The organism is Caballeronia eucalypticola (assembly GCF_047608185.1).
In the GTDB taxonomy this organism is placed as follows: Bacteria; Pseudomonadota; Gammaproteobacteria; order Burkholderiales; family Burkholderiaceae; genus Caballeronia.
In genome coordinates this window covers 158704-182439 of sequence record NZ_JBLKRU010000011.1, presented here as the reverse complement: position 1 = coordinate 182439, position 23736 = coordinate 158704, and the positions used below count along the sequence as shown (strand labels likewise).

Sequence of the window (23736 nt, the reverse complement as noted above, 5' to 3'; positions counted from 1 at the left end):
CTGTGCCATCTACTGCTATCCGCATGAAATCCTGCATGAAATCTGGACCTCTCGTATTCGGCTTGATCCTCTGCGCATCGATCGTTCAATTCAGTCACGCGCAGACAACGAAAACGCCCGATCCCTTGAAAGAAGACTACGCGTACCTGACCCGCATGCACGTCCCTGACCCGGTGATCCGCTGCGTGGCCGCGTTTGATCGATGGGTCGCCATGACGCCCAAGTACGACACGTTCATCGTCCCGGACCGGCGCGTGCTGCGCGCCAAGGTCGACAACGACACCACCATCTTTAGTGCGGTCAACCCCATACCCGTAGACGAGGTCATCGCCATGCGCGCGTTCGCCAAAGTCCGCGGAAAGTCGCAATGGACGCGTGTAGACAGCCGCTGCGGCGTGCGCGAAGGCCGTGTGGTCGGCGTGTCGCTGACCCCAAATGTAAGGCCGCAGATCGTTCGGTAACAGCGCCGGAGGCGAAAGGCTTCAGCGCCTTTCGCGAATATTTCCAATCATACTTTTCCTTACAAACGCAAACGGCTTGTCATTTATCTAATTGCTAAATTGATTTCACGGATTTCACTTGGAGAAACCGATGAAACGATTAGCAATTCTTGCCACGCTCGCAGTACTCCTCGGCAGCACTCTTGGCGGTTGTATCGTCGTACCGGATGGCGGTGGATACCATCATCACGACTACGGCCGTTATTAAGCATGCTGCCAAGCGTGGCTTAGCTGGATAAAGCTTCAAACCAAACAACAAGCGCGAAGGAAACCAACATGTTGACACTCAAAAAAAGCTTGGCAGTCGCATCGCTCGCGGTGGCGGCAGCAACGAGTCTCGGCTTCACCACTACTGCGTCCGCCGACGAGCACTTCCGTCCCGGCTATGTTCATGTAGACAGTCGTGGCTGGCATGGCGACCGGTATTACGATGGGCATCGCTACTGGGAACGGCGCGAGTGGGAACGCCATCACGCGCCGCGTAATTACGGCCCTCCGCATCGTTACTATTGATCGTTGAGCGGCTGCGTTTGCAGGCCTTAACAGGCCTTAAAAGCGAAAAAGCCAGGGACGTCCCTGGCTTTTTCGTTTTCGGCCGGCTTAAAGCAGCGCGCCTTGATCACGCGCTGGCAGTCTCACGCCATTTGCGGGTATCGCGTAACGGCGGCGCACCGAACAGGCGGCTGTACTCGCGGCTGAATTGCGATGCGCTCTCATACCCCACGCGATGCGCCGCTGTTGCTGCATCGGTCATGTCGATCATCATCAGGCGGCGCGCTTCCTGAAGCCGCAACTGCTTCTGGTATTGAAGCGGGCTCATCGCCGTGACGGCCTTGAAATGATGATGCAGCGACGACACGCTCATATGCACGTCGCGAGCAATCGACTCCACGCGCAACGGCTGATCGAAATGCTGACGCAGCAGCATGATCGCCTTTGCAATGCGCTGCGTCTGGCTGTCCTGCAGCGCAATCTGGCGCAAGCGCGCGCCGGGACCGTTCATCAGCAGCCGATACAAAATCTCGCGCTTGACCAGCGGCGCGAGAATCGGAATGTCCTCGGGCGTGTCGAGCAGGCGCAGCAAGCGCAACACGGCATCCATCAGCGACGTGCCGAGGCGGTTCACATAAAGACCGCGCGAAGCGTCCGCGGGCGTCGACGGCGGCAGGCTTTCGTCGCGGATCAGCTTGGTGATTTCCTCGACATCGAGGTCAAGCCGCATGCCTAAGTACGGCTTGTCCTCGGTCGCGCCGGTCACCTGCCCCATCACCGGCAGATCCACCGATGAAACCAGATAATGCATGGGGTCGTACACATACAGTTCGTCGCCCACCATGATCCGCTTCGATCCTTGCGCGATCACGCCAAGCGCCGGCGTCTGGATGCCGTGACTCGGGCCGCCGCAATGCACGATCCGATGCAGGAACAAACCGTGCACCGCCGTCTGGCATGTACCGGTGGTATCCGCCGTGAAGCGATCCAGCAACGCGACAAGATCGAGCCGGGCGTGATCGAGGCCTGGATCAAGCGGCGCGGAGGCAGCATCACCATTGACAGCGTGATCAGTGTGGTTCGTAGAGTCGATGGCGGAATCCGCCGTCTCATTCAGGGCCATGATTCGCAGATAGTGAGTTTGCTCGGCTGTTGCCCGGAAACGGCCACAGTCATGCAAGGATGGAGAAGAGTTGCCGTCTGTCAGGTGCCGACCGGATGCCATTCAGCTTCGATTGAAATGCTAATGGCGATCAATCGCGCATTGCCGGCGAATGGCATCCAGCTTACTCGCGCCCGCGTGTTTTCGCCCAGCGCTACACACGGCGTTTGCAGGATCGGGCAATGATCCGACAGGATCAGGCTAGCCACGCTTCGCGGCACAGGCAGATACTGCTTCATCGCGGCGTTGCTGAAACACCGAACGGGCGTTCGGTTGTTCGGTCGCGAAGCGGCCAGCGTAAAGCTTACAGGCCGCTAGTTCAGGATGAATTCTAAGGGACCCAGCATGCGTAACAGAAAATTCGGCAATACCGGCTTGTTCGTTTCGGAATTGTGCCTCGGTACGATGACATTCGGCGAAGGCGGCATGTGGACCAATATTGGCGGCCTGAAACAGGCGGACGCGGACAAACTCGTGGGCCGCGCGCTGGACGCGGGCATCAACTTCATCGATACCGCCGACGTCTACGCCGACGGTACATCGGAGATCATGACCGGCCAGGCGCTTAAAAACCTGAAAGTGCCGCGAGAAAACGTGGTGGTTGCCACCAAGATCCACGGCGAAACCGGCACGAAGGGCATCAACTCGCGTGGTGCGTCGCGGTATCACATTATCGACGGCGTGAAGGCGAGCCTGAAACGGCTGCAACTTGATCACATCGATTTGTATCAGCTGCATGGCTTCGATACCGCCACGCCTATCGAAGAAGCGCTGCGTGCACTCGATAACCTCGTGCAGCACGGTCATGTTCGGTACATCGGCGTATCGAACTGGGCAGCGTGGCAGATCGCCAAGGCGCTTGGCATTTCGGAGCGGCTCGGCCTGGCGCGCTTCGAGTCGCTGCAGGCGTATTACACGATTGCCGGACGCGACCTCGAACGTGAAATCATCCCGATGCTGAAGAGCGAGAACGTCGGCTTGATGGTCTGGAGTCCGCTTGCCGGCGGTCTGCTGAGCGGCAAATACAAGCGCGACGGCAGTTCAGCGGAACCGGGCCGGCGCACGAACTTCTCGTTTCCGCCGGTGAACATGGATCGTGCATTTGATTGCATCGATGCCATGACCAAAATGGCCGAAGCCAAGGGCGTGACCGTGGCGCAAATCGCGCTCGCGTGGCTGCTGCATCAGAAGGCGGTGACGAGCGTGATTGTCGGGGCGAAGCGGATCGAGCAACTCGACGACAATATCGCGGCGACGCAAGTGAAGCTGAACGACGACGAACTCGCCGCACTCGACGAAGTCAGCCAACTTGCCAGCGAATATCCGGGCTGGATGTTTGCACGTCAGGGCGAATATCGCTTGAAGCAGTTGAAGGAATCGAGCGGGGAATAGCCGGTTGTTTAGTTAGCCACGTGTTGAAACGGCAAGGTCATGAGCACCGACTCGTGATACTTGCCGTCTATTTTTAGCGAACGCGGTTCACGCGCGTACTCGACGAACCCGACCGAGCGATACAGCCGTTGCGCCGCTTCGTTGTGCGGCGCAACCGTCAGCTGGACTTCCTCCACCACCGTGCGTGCGTGGCTCAGGACGGCTTGCACGAGAGCAAGTGCCAATCCGGTCCCGCGCGCTGCCGGGCGCACGTACATGCCCACCAGCGAGCCCTTGTGCCGCTGTTTGGCGCCTTGCTGTACCACCAGTCCGGCGACGCCGGCCAGTTCGCTGCCGTTTTCGCTTCCGTTGTTCAAAAAACCGCCGAACACGGCAGAATTCACGATCCGCTGCTCGAACCACGCAAGTGGTTGCTCGGCTTCGTCTTCCCATGCCGATCCGAAACCATCGGGGTGCCGGGCGAGACCTTCGAGCCTGATATCGCGATATGCGCTGGCATCGGAGGCAGTGAGACGGCGGATGGTGAATGGCATGGACATGAGAACCTTGAGCGGTGACTGGGCGCGCGGGAACGCTGGTAAAAGCGCCAGTTTCGCACGCGCGGCGCGCCCGCTCCAAGCCGGATTGCCCAAGCCATCGGCCTAGATGATCGGCTTGCCGCCCGTCACCGCGATCGTCGCGCCGGAGATGTAACTCCCTTCATCCGATGCCAGCAGCACATATGCTGCCGCCAGTTCGGCCGGCTGCCCGGGGCGTTTCATCGGCACTTGCGAGCCGAAATTCCTGACCTGCTCGGGTTTCATCGTCGATGGAATCAGCGGTGTCCAGATCGGCCCCGGCGCCACGCCGTTCGCGCGGATGCCCTTCTCCGCCAGCAACTGCGCGAGGCCACCCGTAAAGTTCTGGATAGCGCCCTTCGTGGTGGCATACGCGATCAATCCGGGATTCGGACTATCCGCGTTCACCGACGTCGTGTTGACAATCGCGCTGCCCGGTTGCATGTGCGGCACGGCGGCTTTCGTGATGCGGAACATCGCGCCGATATTCGTCGAAAAGGTCTTGTCCCATTCTTCGTCGCTGATGTCCTCGAGGCTGTCGTAGACCATCTGGTAAGCGGCATTGTTGACGAGCACATCGATGCGCCCGAACGACTCCACGGTCTTCGCGACCAGTTCGCGGCAAAACGCGTGGTCAGTGATATCGCCGGGCAGCAGCAGCGATTTCCGGCCCGCTTCCTCGACCCAGCGAGCGGTTTCTTTCGCGTCCTCGTGCTCGTTCAGATAGGCGATGGCGACGTCCGCGCCTTCCCGGGCGAACGCGATCGCCACCGCGCGGCCGATGCCGCTGTCCGCGCCGGTGATCAACACAATCTTGCCGTCAAGCTTGCCCGAACCCTTGTAGGTTTTCTCGCCGTGATCGGGCGCGGGATTCATCGGCGCGCTATGGCCGGGTTGCGCGTCCTGCTGCTGGTCCGGGAAGGGTGGTTTGGGATAGGAAATCTGGGCCATGGCGGTCTCACAGAAAACGATTGATGGAAGACCAGGATTCAGCAAGCAGCGGACCCAAGGAAAGATGAACATTTCGCGGGTTTCGCTAATGGCGCGCGTTCGTAGCCAAAACCTTTATCCGCATTCCAGATATAGCCTATCCACGTTATCGCGTTGCGCGATACCCGACAGTGCGCAAGACTGTGTCCACAAAATCAACGCGCATTCAGGAGACATTCATGCGTACACAAGTCGGCATTATTGGCGCGGGTCCTGCGGGCCTCCTGCTCTCCCATCTTCTCCATCTTCGCGGCATTGAATCGGTCGTGCTCGAGGCACGCAGCCGCGGCGATATTGAATCCACCATCCGTGCAGGCGTTCTCGAACAAGGCACGATGGACCTGCTGAACGAGGCGGGACTCGGCGCACGGATGCTGGCCGAAGGCGCGGTGCATCACGGCTTCGAACTCGCGTTCGAAGGGCAACGAAAGCGCATTGCACTGACCGAGCTCACTGGCCATTCGATCACCGTCTACGCTCAGCACGAAGTCATCAAGGATCTGGTCGCCGCGCGGGTGGCAGCCGACGGCGCGTTGAAATTCGGCGTCACCGACGTGTCGTTACACGACTTAGACGATGGCGCCGGCACTACCCGTCCCAGCATCCGCTACAGACACGAAGGGTTCGAGCACGAACTGGAGTGCGACTTCATTATTGGCTGCGACGGCTCGCAAGGTGTTGCACGCGGGTCGATGCCCCAGGCAGGGAGGCACGACTATCAGCGCATTTATCCGTTCGGCTGGTTCGGGATCCTGGTCGAAGCGCCGCCTTCGGCGCACGAGTTGATTTACGCTCGCCACGATCGCGGTTTTGCGCTTATCAGCACCCGCTCGCCGAATGTGCAGCGCATGTACTTCCAATGCGACCCGAAAGAATCAGTCGATGCCTGGTCCGACGACCGCATCTGGTCAGAACTCCATGCACGCGTCGACACGCTCGATGGCTGGCAGATCACTGAGGGGCGGATTTTCCAGAAGAATATTGTCGGCATGCGCAGCTTTGTCTCCACGCCGATGCAATCCGGCAAGCTGTTCCTCGCCGGCGACGCCGCGCACATTGTCCCGCCCACCGGCGCAAAGGGTATGAATTTAGCGGTATCCGACGTTCGTATCCTCACCGTCGCCTTGCAGGCGTTCTACGAAGAAGGGACGAGCGACAAGCTGGATCGCTACACCGAAACTGCGCTAAAGCGCGTCTGGCGCGCGGAGCATTTTTCGTGGTGGATGACCCGGATGCTGCACAAGCTCGACGACAGCTCGCCATTCGAACAACGCCTGCAAGTGGCCGAGCTCGAACACGTGACTACGTCACGCGCCGCCGCCACGGCGCTGGCTGAAAATTACGTCGGCAGCGTCGCGGTTTAGTTGGCGAGTAGCGGCGCGCTAAGCGGCTTAGTGGTAACGCCACTTAGCCACGGTGGCAGCGTTTTTCGCGCTGGTTAAAGCACCGCCACAACCCGGATATCGCCCTCGATAGACGGCACGACCTGCCCGCCCACGCGCCGAAAGGTTATCGACACGGTCTTGTCGCCGACCCGCAACTCACCAATCTCCAGCCAGTCGATACCATCGGGCAACTGCGGCCGGTCGATACGCACTTCCTGCCGCTCGGCATCGATCGTGACCCCGAGACAAGCCTCGAGGATCATGAACGGCGACCCGGCTGCCCAGGCTTGCGGCAGACACGCGACCGGATAGCCGATCGGCCGCTCGCCACGTTGCCGGGTGAAGCCGCAGAACAGCTCGGGCAAACGCATGTCGAACGTGACCGCCGCTTCGAACAATGCCTGCAACAAGCGCACCGCGCCGCTGCGGTCACCGTAGCGCGCGAGTCCGCGAGCGCACATGGCGCTGTCGTGCGGCCAAACGGAGCCGTTGTGATACGACATCGGATTAAACCGCGGCTGGCCTGCCGCCAGCGTACGGACGCCCCAGCCGGTGTTGAACAAGGTCGACTCAAGCTGGCGCGCGACTGCTTCACCGCGGCTGCGCTCGACGAGATCGAAGGCCAGCAAGTGTCCCGCATTCGATGCCAACACCTTGCACAACTCGCCCTTGCCATCGAGCGCAATCCCGTAGAACTCCGACTCGGGCATCCAGAACATGGTTTCCACGCGCTCGCGGATGTTTTGCGCGCGTTGCTCGAAGTCCGTCGCCTGATCCGGTGCGTTGCGCTGCCTTGCAAAGCGCGCCATGGTGGCGAACGCGGTGGATGCATAGGCCTGAACCTCAACGAGTGAGATTGGCCCGATGGGGAAACTGCCGTCGGCGTGAAACACGGAGTCGCCGCTGTCTTTCCAGCCTTGGTTGGCAAGCCCCGCTTCGGTTGCGCGCTGATAGCTCAGCAGGCCGAATTCGTTCTTGTCGCAATGACGCGCGATCCATTGCGCCGCGAGTTGCAGCGCGGGCCACAATTCATCGATCAGCGCCGTATCACCCGTGCGCTCGGCGTACGCGCCGGCCAGCGCGACGAACAGCGGCGTGCTGTCGACCCCGCCGTAGTACATCGCAAACGGCACTTCGCCCGTCGCAGCCATTTCGCTATTGCGGGTCTCGTGCATGATCTTGCCGACTTCCGCATCACGAAATGCGGAGTCCTCGCGCGCCTGATGCGCCGCGAGAAAGCGCAGCACGCCACGAGCAAGAGACGGATCGATCCACAACATTTGCAGCGACGTAATGATGGCGTCGCGGCCGAAAGCCGTGGAAAACCAAGGAATACCCGCGTACGGATACGGTCCCGTTTCAAGATCAGTCGTCAGCAAACCAAGATCCGCGAGCGAACGATCGATCCATTCGCTGAACAGCGGATTGCTCGAGCGCACGCGTGCCACTGAACGCCGCCGCTCGCGCATGCGCCGGTGGGCATCGACAAGCGCCTCGCGAATCGCCGGCCGCCCCGATTCCGGCGCACATTCGGCGCCTTCCTCCGCGATCTTCTTGCTTTCCGCGCTGGCATCGCTCAACGCGTGGGTAACGGCCGTGATCGACAAATAGATCGACATGGCGGTTTCCGACTGGATTCGCAGTACGTAATCCGCGCGATTGACCGAGAGCGAATGCGGCGCAGGCGAAAACTGGATGCGCGCGGTCCGCTCGACTTCGTCCAGACCCGTATAGCGCAATACGACCTCGCCGTTTTCGATGCACGGTTCGCGCATGGTTCCGCGTTTCGGGCGCGTGGAGCCGCGCACCTCGAACATGTCGTGGAAGTCGGCGGCGAAGTTGATGGAAAGCGGCACGGTGGCTGGTTCCGTGCCGTAGTTGGTCAACACAATGGCTTCGTGCAGCACGTGCCGCGACAACACACGGCGGCGCTCGACGTGGATCACACCCTCAGGCGTGCTCGCCCCGCCGATGAGCGGTAGCGGCCGGTTGGTCAAATGCGCGGTAAACACGGCGTTGTCGCTCGACACGCTGCCCGACAGAAGCGACGGCGAACGCCCGCCGAAGGTCAGGCGCAACTGCGACAACACGCGGGTGTCATTCACGAAAAGACCGTCGTCATTACCGCGAATGTCGCCATTCGCGTCGTTGACCACGAAGGTATTGCCGGCCTTGAGCACAAACTGACGCTCGTTCGCGTAATTCGTATGTTCAGTTGCGATAAACGCGCCGTCAGTGTTTGTTTCGGGCGTCGACGGAGGAACCTCAAGAACGCCGGCCGTGCTGCGGATCGGGTCGGGCATGTCGTCATGAGCGGGGCCACGGGCAGATTCGCGAGCGATGTCACTGGGCTGCTGGTCGCTGAGTGCCTGCTTTGCTTGCTGTTGTTCCTTCGTTTCCATTACACCTTCCTGAAAGAGTTGCCTGGACACCCGGCCGATTGTACGGCCAGAGCCTGCGGATCAAATTTTTGCGGACCCGAGGCAAGCGCAACGCGGAGCCGCTATCATCGACCGTTTTTCGACCGACGTTCACCCAACCGGTTCTCCCCGCCGCATGTCTTTTCCTCACATCGACTTACTGTATTCAGCATCCGGCCTGGCCGTCGGCTTCCTCGTGGGCCTGACCGGAGTAGGCGGCGGCTCGCTGATGACGCCGCTGCTCGTGCTCCTGTTCGGCATCCACCCGGCCACCGCGGTCGGCACGGACTTGCTCTACGCGGCCGCGACCAAGACCGCCGGCACGCTGGTCCACGGCATCAAGGGTTCCGTGGACTGGCGCATCACCGGCCGGCTCGCGGCGGGAAGCATCCCCGCGGCAGCCATCACCCTGCTCCTGCTTAACCGGTACGGTTTGAACACACCCGCCGCCGCCCGGGTGATCCAGCTCGTCCTTGGCTACGCGCTGCTGGTGACCGCCGTCTCGCTCGTGTTCCGTCCGCAGCTTGCGCGCCTGGCCTACAAGACCGGCATGGCCCGCGAAGCCGGCGGCAAGCCGGGGACTGCGAGCCGTGAGACCCGCACCGTGGCCTGGACCGTACTCACCGGCGCGATCCTGGGCGTACTCGTTTCAATCACCTCGGTCGGCGCGGGCGCCATTGGCGTGACCGTTCTGTTGCTGCTCTACCCGCGTTTGCCGACTGCGCGGATAGTCGGATCGGACATTGCGCATGCGGTTCCGCTTACGCTCATTGCAGGGACCGGCCACTGGCTGCTCGGTTCCGTCAACTGGGACCTGCTGCTGTCCCTGCTCGTGGGTTCGCTGCCAGGGATCGTGCTGGGCAGCATGCTTTCCTCCCGGGCGCCAGAGGTACTGCTGCGAAACGTGCTGGCGGCCACCCTGGTGATTGTTGGCGTAAAACTGGTTCTCAGTTGATTCTCGGGCAGTTCGAACGATAGTAGTCGCCCAGCGTGACGCTTTCCAGTCGACCGAACGGCATAGGGGTCCTGGACGAGCCGTTTTTGGGCGCATAGGCCGTTTGGTCAGCTATCGGAAAGCGCTAGGTTTCGGGCAAGATTCAGGTGGACGGAAGGGGCTCAAGCAATCCGCAAAGGGCGATGCGCAGACGCTCCACCATGGCGGCCCGTTACCATCGCGTGCTCGTGCATTGCTTTGATTCGCGGGTTTGATTCAATGCTTTGATTCGCGGGTTTGATTCAAAATAGTCCGCGGCAATTGAGCCGCATTTGTTGAGACCTATTATTTAGTCACCTCAATAAGCATATTGTTTAGCCACATCATTGTTTCGCTACTTCATTAAGCGTTGTTTAGCCGCCAGACATCCAGGAGCTGCGATGAGCCACACTGAGGATCCCCACGACGAATCACCCGCGTCCGACCTGCCTCAAGATCCCGCCCGTCGGCGCCTGCTTGTGGCCGGTGTCGGCTTGGCAGGCCTGACCGGATTGTCGCTAAGCGGCTGCAATCTCTTTGACTCGCGCCCGGCTACTCCTAAGACCGCTGCTGACATTGCACTCGACCGAACGCTGCAGGCACGTGTCCGTCATATCGTGGTGATCTACGCGGAGAATCGCAGCTTCAGCAATCTTTGGGGTAACTATCCCGGCGTGCAATATCCGCTGGAGGCCGTGCCTGCGTCGCGCTACGTGCAGCTTGACCGCGACGGCCGTACGCCCATGCCTGTCCTGCCGAAAATCTGGGGCGGCCTCGTGCCGCAAGCGCAAGAAGTGGACGGCAGGCGCTACATGATTTCGGAGAAACAGATTGATGGCGTGCCGAACGGACCGTTTCATCTCGTCGACGCTGAGGGACGGCCGCTGCCCAACGGCGTGATTACGCGCGATCTCGTGCATCGTTTTTATCAGAACCAGATGCAGATCAACGCGGGCCGCAATAACCAGTTCGCCGCATGGGGCGATTCCGGCGGCCTGGTCATGGGGCATTACCGCAATTCCGCTGAATCGCTGAAGCTCTGGAACATCGCCCAGAATAACGTGCTGTGCGACAATTTCTTCATGGCCGCGTTCGGCGGGTCCTGGCTCAATCATATTTATCTGATTTCAGCGCAAGCCCCGTTTTATCCGGACGCACAGAACGGCCCCGCGAAAAAGCTCCTGTCCGTTGTAGATGGCGGCGATCCGCTGGGCACGCGGCTGAAGCTCGCGGCTGATTCGCCGGCATCGGCGCTGGACGGCCCCCCGTCCTACGTCAACGACGGCGCGCTCACAGCCGACGGCTATGCCGTCAACACCATGGCGCCGCCGTATCAGCCGAGCAATGTTCGCCCTGCGGAAGGCGGCGATCCGGCGCTGGCGGACCCATCGAACTATCGCGTGCTGCCGGCGCAGACTTGCGCGACCATCGGCGACCGCTTGTCGGACAAAGGCGTGGACTGGGCGTGGTACAGCGGCGGCTGGGACTATGCGCTCACGCATCGCGACACCGGCATGGTTCCCGATTTCCAGTATCACCATCAACCGTTCAATTATTTCCGCAGCTTCGCGCCCGGCACGCAGGCTCGCACGCAACATCTGCGCGACGCGGGTCTGGGTGACGATCCGTCGACGAACAAACTCATCGCGGATATTGACGCGGGGCGCCTGCCGGCTGTGACCTTCTATAAACCGCAGGGCAATTTGAACATGCATGCGGGTTACGCCGATGTCGAATCGGGTGACCGGCATCTCGCCAACCTGGTCGAGCGAATCCAGCGCGGGCCGCAATGGGAAGACACGGTCGTGATCATCACGCACGACGAGAACGGCGGCTGGTGGGATCACGTGCCGCCGCCGAAAGGGGATCGATGGGGACCGGGGTCGCGCATTCCGGCCCTGGTGATTGCGCCGTTCGCGAAGAAAGGGGTGGTTGACCATACGGTGTATGACACGAACTCGATCCTGCGCTTTATCACGCGCGTCCACGACCTGGCGCCACTTGACGGTGTTGTCGCGCGCGACCGTGCATTTGCGGCAAATGGCGAAGCGCCGCTAGGGGACATGATAGCGACGCTCGATCTCGCTTGAGCCGCGCATACGTCAAGGTGGCGGACGGTTGAATCGCATACGCCTCGGCAGCAAATGCCTCGGCCGCGAGCGCCGCGACCGTGAAGGCCTTGGCCGTGAAATGCCCCGGCGACGAGCAGCTCACTACCACGCGCCGCTGCAAGGAACGTAGGCAGTGCAACTGGAAAGGGATCGCCAAGCGAACGCCGCACACCCGCTAAGACACCCGCGAGCCGTCGATCCGGCCCGCACGGGCGTCGGCGGCATCTGACGCTTCCTCGCGCCATTCGCGCCGCGAGCGCAGCATCTTGCGCACCGCGAGCCGCGCCATCTTGAGATAGCCGAATGGCCGCGGATCGGCCAGCATGCTCAGCGCCCTCGCATAGTCCAATGTCAGGCCGGGCGTCCAGGCCATGGTGGCCGCGCGCTTGCGGATCTGCGCCGCGACCCATAACTCCGGCGTGACGATCAGGCGCAGGAACGCGCGCCAACCGGTATCGCGGCCATCGAATGTCCCCACCGCCCCTTCGAGCGCCGCTTCCAGCGCCTTGGAAACCGTGCTCGAACAATTCCGGTACGTGAGGTTGTACGTCGGATCCTGCCGATATTTGTCCCAGAACGCCTGCAGCCGGTCCGGCCGGTAATTGCGAATGCGCACACGGGTCGTGGATTCGCACCAAGCCTTCGATTCCGTCGCGTAATCCGGCTGGAATGTGCCCGGCACGTTGTTCTCGCGAGTCGCGCGCAAGAGGCGCCCGAACTCATCCGGCGAACGGTCGATTTCCACGCCCGGATACAGGCTGATGTAAATGCCCTCGGGCGACTCAAGCGCCGCGTGGCCCGTCGAGATGACGCCGTTGGCATCGACGGCCGCAATGTAGCGGTCCACGATCAGGCGCCGGTTGGCCTGCGCCCGCGCGGACCCGACCGGCGTCCACACATGCACGGTCAGCGCTTTTTCATCGGCGGCGGGAGGGCCGTCCCATTCGAACGGGCTGTCCGCTTCAGTCGCCACTGCGCCGGCGGCAGCCTTTGCGGTGGCGGATTTTTCGGCGAGGGTGGGATCGGCGATGACGTCATCGGAGAGCGACAGCGCCTTCTCGTTTTCAGGCGGCAGGGTTTCCATGCGGCGCACGCGAAACGCGATCCACAGCATGTTCCAGCCGCCGAACGCGAGTCCAAGCCCAATTGCGTAAGGCGCGGTGCCAACGTAATGCGTGGGATACGGTTCGAAGAAAAATACAGCGAGCAGGATCTCGACAATGGCCAATGCCAGCACGATCCTCCATCGGCTATAACGCACCACGATGGCCGACACGCTCTGCAGCAGGCCATCGGCGAGAAAAAGCGTGCCGAAGATCATCGACAGAACGAAGTTGCCGTGATGATTGCCCGCCATGATCAGCAGCGCGGCGAGCGTGAACGCGCCGCCTTTCACGTAACGCAGCGTGCGCTGGCCGCCCACGCCAATATGGGCAACGGCGAGCGTCGCGAGACCTTCGATGAGCAGCAGCCAGGCGAAGACGTGAATAGGAAAATACAGTACGCCGTCGAGGGCATCGATAAACACCGATACCCCGATCACCAGCCAGATGCCTCCGGCCACGGCAAGCGTGACCCATCGGCGGCGCAAATAGTCCACGCCCAGCAGAAACAGCACGAGTTGGATCATGACGTCACCTGTAAGAACGCGACCTCGCCATGATAAAAGCGCTGCCGCGTTACGCCAACGGGATTCGAACGACTGTGCGCTCGCCTTGGTTCGAACTGACCGCTAACTCGAGACCACCACTCAAGCCGGTTCCACCCAGGCCCGCGCAGCGATTTCCAGCAGATAACCGTAATGCAGTGCGCCGACAGGAACGACAGCCCGAGCAGGTTTCCAGTCACCGAAATGACGCGCGTAGATTTCGTTGAAGGTCTTCCAGTGATCCACGCCGACGAGATAAACCGTCACTTCGATCACGTCCTTCAACCCCGCGCCGGCCGCCGCCAGCACCGTGCTGACGTTATCGAGCGCCTGTTGGGCCTGTTGTTCGAACGGCAAGTCGCCGGTGTGGGTGCCGTCGGGACGCATAGGCAATTGTCCGGATACACAAACAAGATTGCCCGCGCGGGTCGCGTGGCTGTAATGGCCGGCGGGAATGGGCAGGCCTGGCGCGTTGATGAGCTCAATAGGCATATAAGCGTTCAAGAAATGGAAGAAAACAAACGGCAGCATACGTCGTGCGCATCAAAGCACCAACCGTCCGGCGATGAAATCGAGGAAGGCTTTCGCGCGCCCCGCCATGGAGGCGCTCTGGTAAAACACCGCGCTGATTGGCTGCCGGACATCGAGCAGAACGGGGTCCATCACGGTCTGCAGGCGTCCGCTGGTTACATCGGCGTTGGTCATGTACGCAGCCAGCGACACAATGCCGCCGCCGGCCAGCGCAAGTTGCCGCATGGTCTCGCCACTCGATGCCGCAATGTCCGGCACGATCCGGAAGCGCCCGCCCGCGTCACGGTTTTCGGTGTCGTCATCGATTAAAGGCCAGTCGTTCAGGCTATCGGGCGCTGTAAAACCAATCAGCCGATGCCGCCGCAACTCAGCCACCGTGCGTGGCTCCCCGTGTTCAGCCAGATACCCCGGGCTCGCCAGGATGCGCACCCGGCTGCTCCCAAGCGAACGTGCGTGCAACGTGGAATCCTGCAAAGCACCAATCCGGATCGCGATATCCACGCGTTGCTCCATCAAGTCGACAATCCGCTCATTGCTGCTCAGCTCCAGCACAATCTCCGGATACGCGGCGGCGAACGCCTGAACATGCGGCACGATGCAATGGAGCACGAAAGGTGACGCTGCATCGACCCGCAGCCGCCCCGCCGGACGCTCGCGTTGCCGGGCGATCGACTCCTCGGCATCTTCCATCGCGGTGAGGATGGCGCGGGCGCGCACAAGAAAGAGTTCGCCTTCGTCGGTGAGTTGCAAACGGCGCGTCGTGCGCCGCACCAGCGTAGCGTCCAGTTTGTGCTCCAGCCGCGTCAGTGCCCGGCTAACGCCCGACACGGTTTGCTGCAATGCCTCGGCGGCCGCTGTGATCGAACCGCTGTCGATCACGGTGACAAACGCCAGCAATTCTTCGGTCGTCGTTTTCATCTATTCATTGTTGATTCTGAATCAAGATTGATTTGAGACTAACACTGTTTCTGCGAAAGTCGAAGACGCGGATACTGCATGCATCGACTCAAATCCATATGACTTACCTGGAGAACGGACATGAAGATTTTCGTAACTGGCGCAGGCGGTTTTATCGGCGGCTCGATTGCAGCGCGCCTGGTTCGCGACGGCCATCAGGTCAGCGGCCTCATTCGTCGCCCGGAACAGGCGGACGAACTCAAGACGCTGGGCATTGAACCCGTCATCGGCGGCCTGGACGACCGGAAATTGCTGATTGCGCAGGCGAAAGCAGCCGATGGTGTCATCAATGCCGCCAGCAGCGACCATCGCGGTGCGGTCGAGGCATTAATCGAAGGACTCGAAGGTTCGAACAAACCGCTGCTGCACACGAGCGGCTCAAGCATTGTCGGCGATGCGTCCGGTGGCGAAGGAACGGACAAGATCTATTACGAAGACGCGCTGCCCGAACCGACCGCCGATAAAGCCGCGCGCGTGGCCATCGATACCCTCGTGCTCGGCGCTGCCAAACGCGGCGTGCGCGCTTCCGTGCTGTGCAACACGCTGATCTACGGCCACGGCGCCATGGCCAACGCGAAGAGCGTGCAGTTGCCGCGTCTGCTTTCCCAGGCGCAAAAAAGCGGCATCGTGCGGCACGTGGGGCCGGGACGCAATATCTGGTCGAACGTGCATATTGACGATGTCGCCGATCTCTACGCGCGTGCGCTTGAAAAATCGCCGGCTGGCACGTTCTATTTCGTCGAAAGCGGCGAAGCGGCTTTCCGCGATATGACGGCGGCGATGGCTAAAGCGCTCGGCCTCGGCGCGCCTCAAGACTGGCCGCTCGAAGAAGCCAAGAAAGAATGGGGCTACGAAATGGCGTCGTACGGGCTGGGATCGAATAGCCGGGTGCGTGGCAAGCACGCGCGGGAACTGCTGGGCTGGGAACCGAAGCGGACGTCGGTGACTGACTGGATCAGCAATGAGATGTTGCAGACGAGCTAACCGGTACGTTCAAGCGGCGCGGGCTGGGTATAAGAATCCTCGCCCGCGCCCAAGCTCATTTCAACGCTTGCACAAACTCTTCGATCTCTCCCGCCGGCATGCCCGATTGCACAGCGGCGGCGCGGATTTGCTGCCACGTGGTGGGATCGATGGGAACGCCGTTCGCGTTGAGATCGGCCCGCCGCGCCTGTTCCGGCTCGCCCGGCACCATGATCCTCTCAGTACCCTCGGCCAGCGGCGACGCCTTCACCCATTCGACGAACGCATCGGCTTCAGCCTGCGCGTTGGGGGCATCGAAGGCATTCGGATCGACGATCACCGATGTCATGCAATTGATGATCGCGTTCGTCGTCCCCAGCGTGTCCGCGTGCGTGGTGAATCCGCCCGACAGCGCGCCGCCGAAAATCTCGCACATCGCGGCGAGGCCGTACCCTTTGTGCGCGCCCATCGCCGTGAGCGAACCAAACGGTGCTTCATGCATGACTTTCGGTTCGACGGTCGGCACGCCTGCATGGTCGATCAGGTAGCCGGGCGCGACCTTCACGCCCTTGTTAAAGGCCACGCGCGTCTTGCCGTAAGCGATCCCCGCGGTCGCAAAGTCGAGCAACAGCGGCGTGTTGCCTTCGCGCGGAAACGCGGCGCAAAACGGGTTCGTGCCAAAGCGCCGGTCGATCCCCCCAAACGGCGCAACCAGCGGATCACCTGCCACGTTGACGAAGTGAAACGACACAAGGCCGGCTGCCGCGCACTGCTCCGCCCAATGCCCAATACGCCCAATGTGATGCGCATTGCGCAAACCGACCGCGCACACGCCGAGCTTTTTCGCCCGCTCGATACCGAGTTCCATCGCTTCAAACGCCACGACCTGGCCGAAGCCCTTGCGGCCATCGATCGTCAGCACCGCGCCAACATCGCGGACAACTTCAGCGTGCGTATTGAGCTGCAATTCGTTGTCCGCGAGCGACGCCATATAGCGCGGAATCATGCCGACGCCGTGCGAATCGTGTCCCGACAAATTCGCCATCACCAAATGATCGGCGACCAGTTGCGCTTCGCGCGGCGTGCTGCCGGCGTGGGTCCATATCGCGCTGACAAACGCGTGCAAGGTTTCCGGGGCGATGCGCGATTCGCGCGTGGTTTCAGTGCTCATGCGACTGTGTCTCCAATATAAGAATGACTGCGGTTCAGGCTAACCGGCGCGCTGGTTCGTCACCATACCGCTCAAACTAAAACGGCGCGCAAAAGCTGCGCGCCGTCTAAAAAAGTCAGGATTGGGCTCCCGCCATCAAGGCGTCGCCGCGATCACCTCGGCCACCGTTGCCGTGAGTTTCTTCGCGAAAGGCACATGCAGGAATTCGTTCGGACCGTGCGCATTCGACCTCGGTCCCAGCACGCCGCATACCATGAACTGCGAACGCGGAAAGCCTTCCTGCAATGTGTTCATCAACGGAATGGTGCCGCCCTGACCAAGGAACGCAACATCCGCGCCGAAATGCCGGCGCGACGCGTCATTGAGCGCGTCACCCAGCCACGGCGACAGGTCGGGCGCGCTCCAGCCGGTTGCTTCGCCGCGCTCGGGCTTGAACGTAACCTTTGCGTTGTAGGGCGGATCGGCTTCGAGCATGGCCTTCAGTTCGGCAAGCGCTTTCGTGGCTTCGACGAGCGGCGGCAGGCGCAACGACAACTTGAACGCGGTACGCGGGCGCAGCACGTTGCCCGCATTGATCAGCGACGGCAGCCCTTCAGCCCCGGTCACCGCCAGCGACGGCCGCCACGTGGAATCAAGCAGCGCTTCACGCGGGTCCGTGGTGACGGGCAACACCGTGCCGCCATTCTGGCCGCAGGTCCACGGGAGTTTCTTCCATACGTCGTCGCCGAGAATGCGGGCCGTTGCTTCCGCTTCGCTCAAGCGGCGCGACGGGATATCGCAATGAAAACCCTTCGGCAGCAGGTTGCCGGTGCTGGAATCCTCAAGCCGTTCCAGCAGCTGGCGCATGATGCGAAACGTGGACGGCGCAATGCCGCCGTTCGTGCCGGAGTGAATGCCTTCATCGAGCACTTGCACTTCCAGGTCGCCCGCAACCAGGCCGCGCAGCGACGTTGTCAGCCAGAGCTGATCGTAGTTGCCTGCACCGGAATCGAGGCAAATCACGAGGCTCACATTGCCGAGCCGCTCACGCAATGCATCGATATACGGCAGCAAGTCGTAGCTGCCCGATTCTTCACACGTTTCGATAATGCCAACGCAACGCGGCCGTTCAATGCCTTGCGCATCGAGCGCGGCGATCGCGCTGATTGAAGAGTACGTGGCGTATCCGTCGTCCGCGCCGCCGCGTCCGTAGAGTTTGCCGTCTTCATACTTGGGCGACCACGGACCGAGATCACGACGCCAGCCGTCGAACTCAGGCTGTTTGTCGAGATGGCCGTAAAGGACGATGGTGTCGCTGCTGTTCGAACGCGTAGCCGGGGCTTCGAAAAAGATCACGGGCGTTCGATTGGGTAAGCGGATGATTTCCACTTTCAGGCCACGCACGGGTTGCCGTTCAGCCCATTGCGCAGCGTCCGTAATCACGCGTTCGATAAACCCGTTGCCAGCCCAATCGAGGTCGAACATCGGGCTCTTGGCGGGCACCGCGATGTAGTCGGTGAGCGCGGGGAGAATTTCTTCGTCCCACTTCCGGTCGATGAATTCGCGCAATGCCTCACGGTCGATGCGTTGTATTTCTTGAGTTATATCGTCTGAGCTCATGACGGGCGTCCCGGCCGTTTAAATGTCAATGATAGCCGTGTTTAGCGGCAATTCGAATGCACAGTTTCTCATGAGCGACGTATTGCGCGTGCGGCTTTTCACCTTTGGAAGCAAGTGTGGCGGCCGTTTCGAAAGCATGAAGCCCGCGTGGATCAACTGTGAAAATCGCACGTACATGCTGTGGAAACACGCTGCTCAAGCGGCGGAAAAAGCGCTATGGGCGACGTCCCGGTATGCTTGTGGCCCCATCAAAATCAGGAGCCTCCTTATGTCCGTTTCAATGTATCGCGCGACCGTTCCCGTTTTCATCCGCAGCCTCGATGTGCTCGCTTCCCTGCTCGACAAAGCCGCCGCCCACGCAAAAGAAAAAGGCTTGAGCGACAGCGACATCACGAGCGCACGGCTATTCGACGACATGCTGCCGTTCGCGGCGCAAGTCCAGCGCGCAAGCGATACATCGAAGGCATCGGCGGAACGTTTGTCAGGCGTCGCCGCGCCCCGCTTCGAAGACACCGAAACGACCTTCGCGGAACTGCGGGAGCGCATTCTGAAGACGACGGCGTACCTGAAAGGTATCGACGCCACAACGTTTGACGGCGCCGACACGCGTGTCGTGACCATCAAGCAAAAGGGTTTTGAGCTGAATTTCAGCGGCGCAGAGTATTTGTTCCAGTTCGGGCTGGCGAACTTCTATTTCCATATTGTCACGGCTTACGACATCCTCCGGCACCTCGGCGTACCGGTAGGAAAGCTCGATTTTCTCGGGCCGCTCCAGCCCGCGTAATCGAGCGTAGTCCGGCCTGGTCCGGGTCAGGTCCGCGCGGCGATCTGCTTCTGCCAGCTGGCCAGGATGCGTCGTGCGAGCACGTTGTAATCGCCGCCGAAGTGATGATCGCCTGTGGTCTTCACCACTTCGATGCCTGTCTGCGTCAGCGCGGGACAGAGCGTGTCTTCCTCGGCCGCGCCGTAGATACACTGCACAATCGATGGCGGCAGTTTCGCCAGTTCGGGCCGAACTTTAAACGCGTCCTTGCTGGCCGGCATGCCAAGCCAGCCGGTGACGCGGATCTGGAAATCGGCATCGGGTGAAAAACCCATCAACGATACAAACGACACTTTCGCGCGCACCGAATCCGGCAGCCGGTTGTAGGCGAAAGGCATCACGTCCGCGCCGAACGAATAGCCGATCAGCGCAACGTGCTCAGAATGCCAGCGCGCGCTGTAAGCCTGGATCACGCGTGCAAGGTCGTGGGCAGTCTGCTCAGGCGTCTTCGCGCTCCAGAAATAACGCAAGCTGTCGATGCCGATCACCGATACCCCATCCTTCTGCAACGACTCCGCGATGGTTTTATCGAGATCGCGCCAGCCGCCGTCGCCGGAAATCACAATGGCAAGCAGGTTCGTCGGATGCGCGGCGGGCAGTTCCACGAGCGGCAAATCCGATACGTCTTCGTCGCGGAGTTGCTCCACCTTCAGATGCGGCGTGGCGAGCGCGAGCAGCGCATCGGCCTGTGAGCTAGTGGCGGGCTGCGTGGTTTTATCGAAGAAACCGGGGAGACCCTTCGCGTGCGTGATGGTCGGATCGGGCGGGCACAGGTTGAAACGCGCGTCCAGTTGCGGATCGGCATTCAAAGCGAGTGCGCCCGCGACTGTATTGTCCGGCGCCTGGGCCAGGATCTTCGTGGCCAGCACACCGCCTTGGCCCGTGCCCATCAGGATTGGCGAGAAATATCGGCTCGATTGCACTTCGCGTTCAAGCTGATGGCTGACCGACTCGGCATCGCCCACCAGGATGTGGCAAGTCTCCTTCTCCGCTGGCAACTTCGCCGCGTAACGCGCCGTGTCGACGCCAACCACCATCGCGCCATTTTTGGCCAATGCCTCGGCGGTTTGCGTGTCGGCGGGGGTCCAGTTTTTGTCGGAGAACAGCACGACAAAACCGCGCATCGAACCGGTGGGTTTCGTGAACGTCACGTCGCCATAGCGACCGCCCGGCAAGGTGCCGGCATGGGCCATTTCGTGCGCCATTGAGACCGACAACAACAAAACAACCGCCAACTTCTTGAAGAAAATCATGAACGCCAGCCTCCCGCCAGCAACGAGAGATCTGCGAGTGTGAAAAACACGCCGACCGAGCCGGATGCCGCGAGATAACGCGGTTCCCAACGCGGCTGGAACTTGCTCTTGAAACCGCGCAAGCCCCTGAAATTATAGAAACGTCCGCCAAACCGCCAAACCAGGCCAGCCAGCCGATGCCACGGCGAAGCAAGCGGTGTCGGCTGCATGCCGGACAACGGCGCAATGCCCAGGCTCAAGGTCTGGAACCCGGCCTGCTTCAAATGCAGCGCGAGCTTCGTGAACAGGTATTCCATCGCGTACGGCGACGCGTCGGGCACATGCCGCATCACGCCGACCGTGGCTTCGGTATTCAGGTCGGTTGTCATGAACGTGACGAACGCGACCGGCTTGCCTTCCTGGCGCACCAGCAACACCGACTGCGCAGCGAGGTAATCGTCGGTGAAGGCCGCTACCGAAAAGCTCTTTTCCCGCGCTTCGCGGCTGCCGAGCCACGCGTTTGATATCTCGCGCAGGACCGGCATGGCGTCAGGCACGTGCTGGCTATCGATGACTTCGACGTCGAAACCATCACGTTCACCACGCTTCAGCGCGTATCGCAAATGAGCGCGATGCGAGCCCTTCAGGTCGAAATCTTCCAGCACCACATGCGCCTCCTCGCCGAGTTTCATCAGCGTGAGACCGGCATCGAGGTAAAGCGGAAGTGCGTCGGCGCGAACCTGATAGAACGCGGCGCGACCATTGTGCGCGTGCGCCATTTCCACGAAGCGGCGGATCAGCTCCGCCCATTCGCGGCGCGGCCCGACCGGATCGTGCAACGCGGCCCAGGTGCGGCCGTGTTTCGCGTACATCAGGAACGCCTCGCGCGAGGTCGAGAACAGGAAACTCTTGTCGCCCATCATCGCGAGGCCGGCGTCGCTGCGTTCCTGCGCGCGGAAAATGCACGCGGCATCGAGCAAGTCTTGCGGCGCGGGTTTCTCGAAGCGGCCGGCCGCCGGACGCAGTAACTGCCACACGGCGAACAGCGCCGCGAACAAACCCGCCGCGAGCGTCGCGCGCAACGCGCGCGGCGCGCGTTCGTCGAAGGCGAATTGCCACCAGAGGTCGCGGCTGTAATTGACATCGCGAAAAGCGAACAACATGATCCAGACCGCCAGCCCGATCACGATGCCCACCGACACCAGCCAGCTCGCCGTGAAGCGCTCAGCCAGCAGCGACGAGCGCCGGTTAAAGCGGTCGCGGGTAGCGAGCAACAACGTGATCAGCATCGCGAGCACGCCGGTTTCGACAAACGCCAGCCCCTTTGCCATCGACAACGCCAGGTTGGCCACGGCGAGCGTGATGGCGAGCCACCAGGCGGCATCGAGACGACGCAGCAAACCGCGCGCAACGAACAGCAGAACGACGCCCAGCACGCTTCCCAGCAGTTGCGAGCTTTCGAGCACCCACAACGGCAACACGGCTTGCAGCGCCTCGATCCGTTTGCCGAACGCGGGCGTGGCGCCGGAAATCACGAGCATGCCGCCGACCACGAAGGTCACCACGCTCAGGAACACAGGCGCGAGCTGCGACACATTCGATGGATTCAAAAACGCGAAACGTCCCTTGAGCGCGCGGCCTTCGAAAGCCGCCAGGACGAACGTGGCGGCGATCAAGGGCAGGCCGAAATAGATCGCGCGATAGGCGAGCAGCGCAGCCAGCATCTCGGGGGTATTCACGCTGCCGCCGAGCGCGAACACCATCGCAGCCTCGAACACGCCGACACCGCCGGGCGTGTGGCCGATCATGCCGAGCAGCATGGCCGCGGAAAACACCGTCAGGAATTCGCCGAAGCCCACTTGGGCGTGCGGCAGCACGGCCCACAGCGCGAGCGCTGCGGCGCATACATCAAGGGCGGCGAGCAAGAGCTGCGCAACCAGGTCGCGACGTGCCGGAATGGTGAAAGCAAGCCAGCCCCAGCGCGTTTGCAGGGTCCGGGGAGCGGCGCGGCACAGCACGATCATGACCGCGAAACCGATCAGGACCGCGCCGCCGCTGACTCGCAAGATATCCGCCGATGCATGCAGCATGGCGGCCAAGGTATTGGCGGCGCACACCATGCCGATCGCTGTCATCAACGCCAGCGCGAGCGCCAGCGTGACGCTCGTGAACACCGTCAGGCGGCCGACCTGCGCGGTCGTGACACCTGCGACGCCATACACGCGGCAGCGCACCGCGCCGCCGGTCAGCGCGCCGAAACCGGTCGCGTTGCCCAGTGCGGAAGCGACTGTCGAGCCGACCCACAGCACCGAACGGGGTACTTTGACGTCGAGGTAGCGCAGGCCGACGGCGTCGCGGCCAGCCAATGCCACATAACTCAGCACGGTGGCGGCAAGCGCCCCAGCCCACGCTTCGAAGCGAAGCGCGCGCAATTCGTGAACGACCGTTTTATAGTCGACGGCGTGCGACAGATGCTGGAACACCACCAGCAGCAACGCACACACGATCAGCGCCAAAACAGGCGCGGTGAACCGCTGCAATCGCCACGCTTTCGACCAACGAAGCAGCGATTCCAACAACGGGTTTGAACTGACACTATTTCTGCGAGACATGCTGATTACCGGACTTGCTTCAACGCCTTCTGGCCTTGCGGCTTGTAGGCGTTTTGTTGGTTCTTGGTTCTGATCGGCAGATGCCGGGACCGTTTTGCGTCTATCCGACGCTCACTCAGATTTCAGAATCCTGAATAGAACGTTACGGTTAGCAACGGCTGTATAACGGCGTAGGTTGACGGGACTTAAGAAAAGTGTGCGAGTCTATGCCGTTTGGA

Annotated in this window: 20 protein-coding genes; 8 read left to right on the top strand and 12 right to left on the bottom strand. The window is 61.4% G+C overall.

Annotated features, from left to right (window positions below; all coding sequences use genetic code 11):
* The first annotated feature begins 35 nt into the window (after positions 1-35).
* Together ACMX25_RS15660 and ACMX25_RS15655 are read left to right on the top strand one after the other, a co-directional pair.
* Positions 36-461 (top strand): BspC domain-containing protein, encoded by a 426-nt coding sequence (locus ACMX25_RS15660; RefSeq protein WP_414950885.1) that lies wholly within the window; start codon positions 36-38, stop codon positions 459-461.
* Between the two features lie 315 nt (positions 462-776).
* Entirely contained in the window at positions 777-1013 is a 237-nt protein-coding gene (locus ACMX25_RS15655; RefSeq protein WP_299706265.1) for a hypothetical protein, read from the top strand.
* Positions 1014-1119: 106 nt separating this feature from the next.
* On the opposite strand, the gene ACMX25_RS15650 is transcribed toward ACMX25_RS15655, so the two are convergent.
* Together ACMX25_RS15650 and ACMX25_RS15645 are read right to left on the bottom strand one after the other, a co-directional pair.
* Complete coding sequence (locus ACMX25_RS15650) at positions 1120-2115, bottom strand: AraC family transcriptional regulator (RefSeq protein WP_414950884.1); 996 nt, start codon at positions 2113-2115, stop codon at positions 1120-1122.
* Between the two features lie 80 nt (positions 2116-2195).
* The gene (locus ACMX25_RS15645; RefSeq protein WP_414950883.1) at positions 2196-2393 is read right to left on the bottom strand and encodes a hypothetical protein; all 198 of its coding nucleotides are present in this window, start codon (positions 2391-2393) and stop codon (positions 2196-2198) included.
* A gap of 106 nt (positions 2394-2499) precedes the next feature.
* Here ACMX25_RS15645 and ACMX25_RS15640 point away from each other — a divergent pair, with 106 nt between their 5' ends.
* On the top strand, positions 2500-3546 hold the full coding sequence (locus ACMX25_RS15640; protein ID WP_414950882.1) for an aldo/keto reductase: 1047 nt from the start codon (positions 2500-2502) through the stop codon (positions 3544-3546).
* An 8-nt stretch (positions 3547-3554) separates the two neighbouring features.
* Here ACMX25_RS15640 and ACMX25_RS15635 read toward each other — a convergent pair whose 3' ends face one another.
* Positions 3555-4085 (bottom strand): GNAT family N-acetyltransferase, encoded by a 531-nt coding sequence (locus ACMX25_RS15635; protein WP_414950881.1) that lies wholly within the window; start codon positions 4083-4085, stop codon positions 3555-3557.
* A 102-nt stretch (positions 4086-4187) separates the two neighbouring features.
* Positions 4188-5054 (bottom strand): glucose 1-dehydrogenase, encoded by an 867-nt coding sequence (locus ACMX25_RS15630; protein WP_414950880.1) that lies wholly within the window; start codon positions 5052-5054, stop codon positions 4188-4190.
* Positions 5055-5272: 218 nt separating this feature from the next.
* On the opposite strand from ACMX25_RS15630, the gene ACMX25_RS15625 reads away from it, so the two are divergent.
* Complete coding sequence (locus ACMX25_RS15625) at positions 5273-6457, top strand: 4-hydroxybenzoate 3-monooxygenase (RefSeq protein ID WP_414950879.1); 1185 nt, start codon at positions 5273-5275, stop codon at positions 6455-6457.
* A gap of 74 nt (positions 6458-6531) precedes the next feature.
* On the opposite strand, the gene ACMX25_RS15620 is transcribed toward ACMX25_RS15625, so the two are convergent.
* Positions 6532-8781 carry an amylo-alpha-1,6-glucosidase gene (locus ACMX25_RS15620; RefSeq protein WP_414950935.1) on the bottom strand — a complete coding sequence of 750 codons (2250 nt, stop codon included), beginning with the start codon at positions 8779-8781 and terminating at the stop codon, positions 6532-6534.
* A 253-nt stretch (positions 8782-9034) separates the two neighbouring features.
* On the opposite strand from ACMX25_RS15620, the gene ACMX25_RS15615 reads away from it, so the two are divergent.
* Positions 9035-9853: a sulfite exporter TauE/SafE family protein gene (locus tag ACMX25_RS15615; protein ID WP_414950878.1), complete on the top strand. Its 819-nt coding sequence runs from the start codon at positions 9035-9037 to the stop codon at positions 9851-9853.
* Positions 9854-10272: 419 nt separating this feature from the next.
* Entirely contained in the window at positions 10273-11961 is a 1689-nt protein-coding gene (locus ACMX25_RS15610) for an acid phosphatase (RefSeq protein WP_414950877.1), read from the top strand.
* Between the two features lie 196 nt (positions 11962-12157).
* Here ACMX25_RS15610 and ACMX25_RS15605 read toward each other — a convergent pair whose 3' ends face one another.
* From ACMX25_RS15605 to ACMX25_RS15595, 3 genes are all read right to left on the bottom strand, one after another.
* On the bottom strand, positions 12158-13612 hold the full coding sequence (locus ACMX25_RS15605) for an HdeD family acid-resistance protein (RefSeq protein ID WP_414950876.1): 1455 nt from the start codon (positions 13610-13612) through the stop codon (positions 12158-12160).
* A gap of 120 nt (positions 13613-13732) precedes the next feature.
* The gene (locus tag ACMX25_RS15600) at positions 13733-14122 is read right to left on the bottom strand and encodes a RidA family protein (protein ID WP_414950875.1); all 390 of its coding nucleotides are present in this window, start codon (positions 14120-14122) and stop codon (positions 13733-13735) included.
* Between the two features lie 51 nt (positions 14123-14173).
* Entirely contained in the window at positions 14174-15079 is a 906-nt protein-coding gene (locus tag ACMX25_RS15595) for a LysR family transcriptional regulator (RefSeq protein ID WP_414950874.1), read from the bottom strand.
* A 120-nt stretch (positions 15080-15199) separates the two neighbouring features.
* Here ACMX25_RS15595 and ACMX25_RS15590 point away from each other — a divergent pair, with 120 nt between their 5' ends.
* A complete protein-coding gene (locus tag ACMX25_RS15590; RefSeq protein WP_414950873.1) occupies positions 15200-16102 on the top strand; it encodes an NAD-dependent epimerase/dehydratase family protein in 903 nt (300 codons plus the stop codon).
* A 55-nt stretch (positions 16103-16157) separates the two neighbouring features.
* Here ACMX25_RS15590 and ACMX25_RS15585 read toward each other — a convergent pair whose 3' ends face one another.
* Both ACMX25_RS15585 and ACMX25_RS15580 read right to left on the bottom strand, forming a co-directional pair.
* Complete coding sequence (locus ACMX25_RS15585; protein ID WP_414950872.1) at positions 16158-17252, bottom strand: malate/lactate/ureidoglycolate dehydrogenase; 1095 nt, start codon at positions 17250-17252, stop codon at positions 16158-16160.
* A 135-nt stretch (positions 17253-17387) separates the two neighbouring features.
* Positions 17388-18851 carry a M20 family metallopeptidase gene (locus ACMX25_RS15580; RefSeq protein WP_414950870.1) on the bottom strand — a complete coding sequence of 488 codons (1464 nt, stop codon included), beginning with the start codon at positions 18849-18851 and terminating at the stop codon, positions 17388-17390.
* Positions 18852-19119: 268 nt separating this feature from the next.
* Between ACMX25_RS15580 and ACMX25_RS15575 the strand changes: the two genes are divergently transcribed.
* The gene (locus tag ACMX25_RS15575; protein ID WP_414950869.1) at positions 19120-19635 is read left to right on the top strand and encodes a DUF1993 domain-containing protein; all 516 of its coding nucleotides are present in this window, start codon (positions 19120-19122) and stop codon (positions 19633-19635) included.
* Positions 19636-19661: 26 nt separating this feature from the next.
* Here the strand turns inward: ACMX25_RS15575 and ACMX25_RS15570 are convergent, their stop codons facing one another.
* Together ACMX25_RS15570 and mprF are read right to left on the bottom strand one after the other, a co-directional pair.
* Positions 19662-20927, bottom strand: coding sequence for a virulence factor family protein (locus ACMX25_RS15570; protein WP_414950868.1), 1266 nt, complete (start codon positions 20925-20927; stop codon positions 19662-19664).
* Positions 20924-23518 (bottom strand): bifunctional lysylphosphatidylglycerol flippase/synthetase MprF, encoded by a 2595-nt coding sequence (gene mprF / locus ACMX25_RS15565; RefSeq protein WP_414950867.1) that lies wholly within the window; start codon positions 23516-23518, stop codon positions 20924-20926. Before mprF ends, ACMX25_RS15570 begins: the two co-directional genes overlap by 4 nt.
* Positions 23519-23736 lie beyond the last annotated feature (218 nt).

Excerpts from the sequence above, each read along its gene's own strand:
- ACMX25_RS15660 (WP_414950885.1), top strand. The coding sequence starts at position 36 with ATGAAATCTGGACCTCTCGTATTCGGCTTGATCCTCTGCGCATCGATC.
- ACMX25_RS15655 (WP_299706265.1), top strand. The coding sequence starts at position 777 with ATGTTGACACTCAAAAAAAGCTTGGCAGTCGCATCGCTCGCGGTGGCG.
- ACMX25_RS15650 (WP_414950884.1), bottom strand. The coding sequence starts at position 2,115 with ATGGCCCTGAATGAGACGGCGGATTCCGCCATCGACTCTACGAACCAC.
- ACMX25_RS15645 (WP_414950883.1), bottom strand. The coding sequence starts at position 2,393 with ATGAAGCAGTATCTGCCTGTGCCGCGAAGCGTGGCTAGCCTGATCCTG.
- ACMX25_RS15640 (WP_414950882.1), top strand. The coding sequence starts at position 2,500 with ATGCGTAACAGAAAATTCGGCAATACCGGCTTGTTCGTTTCGGAATTG.
- ACMX25_RS15635 (WP_414950881.1), bottom strand. The coding sequence starts at position 4,085 with ATGTCCATGCCATTCACCATCCGCCGTCTCACTGCCTCCGATGCCAGC.
- ACMX25_RS15630 (WP_414950880.1), bottom strand. The coding sequence starts at position 5,054 with ATGGCCCAGATTTCCTATCCCAAACCACCCTTCCCGGACCAGCAGCAG.
- ACMX25_RS15625 (WP_414950879.1), top strand. The coding sequence starts at position 5,273 with ATGCGTACACAAGTCGGCATTATTGGCGCGGGTCCTGCGGGCCTCCTG.
- ACMX25_RS15620 (WP_414950935.1), bottom strand. The coding sequence starts at position 8,781 with ATGCCCGACCCGATCCGCAGCACGGCCGGCGTTCTTGAGGTTCCTCCG.
- ACMX25_RS15615 (WP_414950878.1), top strand. The coding sequence starts at position 9,035 with ATGTCTTTTCCTCACATCGACTTACTGTATTCAGCATCCGGCCTGGCC.
- ACMX25_RS15610 (WP_414950877.1), top strand. The coding sequence starts at position 10,273 with ATGAGCCACACTGAGGATCCCCACGACGAATCACCCGCGTCCGACCTG.
- ACMX25_RS15605 (WP_414950876.1), bottom strand. The coding sequence starts at position 13,612 with ATGATCCAACTCGTGCTGTTTCTGCTGGGCGTGGACTATTTGCGCCGC.
- ACMX25_RS15600 (WP_414950875.1), bottom strand. The coding sequence starts at position 14,122 with ATGCCTATTGAGCTCATCAACGCGCCAGGCCTGCCCATTCCCGCCGGC.
- ACMX25_RS15595 (WP_414950874.1), bottom strand. The coding sequence starts at position 15,079 with ATGAAAACGACGACCGAAGAATTGCTGGCGTTTGTCACCGTGATCGAC.
- ACMX25_RS15590 (WP_414950873.1), top strand. The coding sequence starts at position 15,200 with ATGAAGATTTTCGTAACTGGCGCAGGCGGTTTTATCGGCGGCTCGATT.
- ACMX25_RS15585 (WP_414950872.1), bottom strand. The coding sequence starts at position 17,252 with ATGAGCACTGAAACCACGCGCGAATCGCGCATCGCCCCGGAAACCTTG.
- ACMX25_RS15580 (WP_414950870.1), bottom strand. The coding sequence starts at position 18,851 with ATGAGCTCAGACGATATAACTCAAGAAATACAACGCATCGACCGTGAG.
- ACMX25_RS15575 (WP_414950869.1), top strand. The coding sequence starts at position 19,120 with ATGTCCGTTTCAATGTATCGCGCGACCGTTCCCGTTTTCATCCGCAGC.
- ACMX25_RS15570 (WP_414950868.1), bottom strand. The coding sequence starts at position 20,927 with ATGATTTTCTTCAAGAAGTTGGCGGTTGTTTTGTTGTTGTCGGTCTCA.
- mprF (WP_414950867.1), bottom strand. The coding sequence starts at position 23,518 with ATGTCTCGCAGAAATAGTGTCAGTTCAAACCCGTTGTTGGAATCGCTG.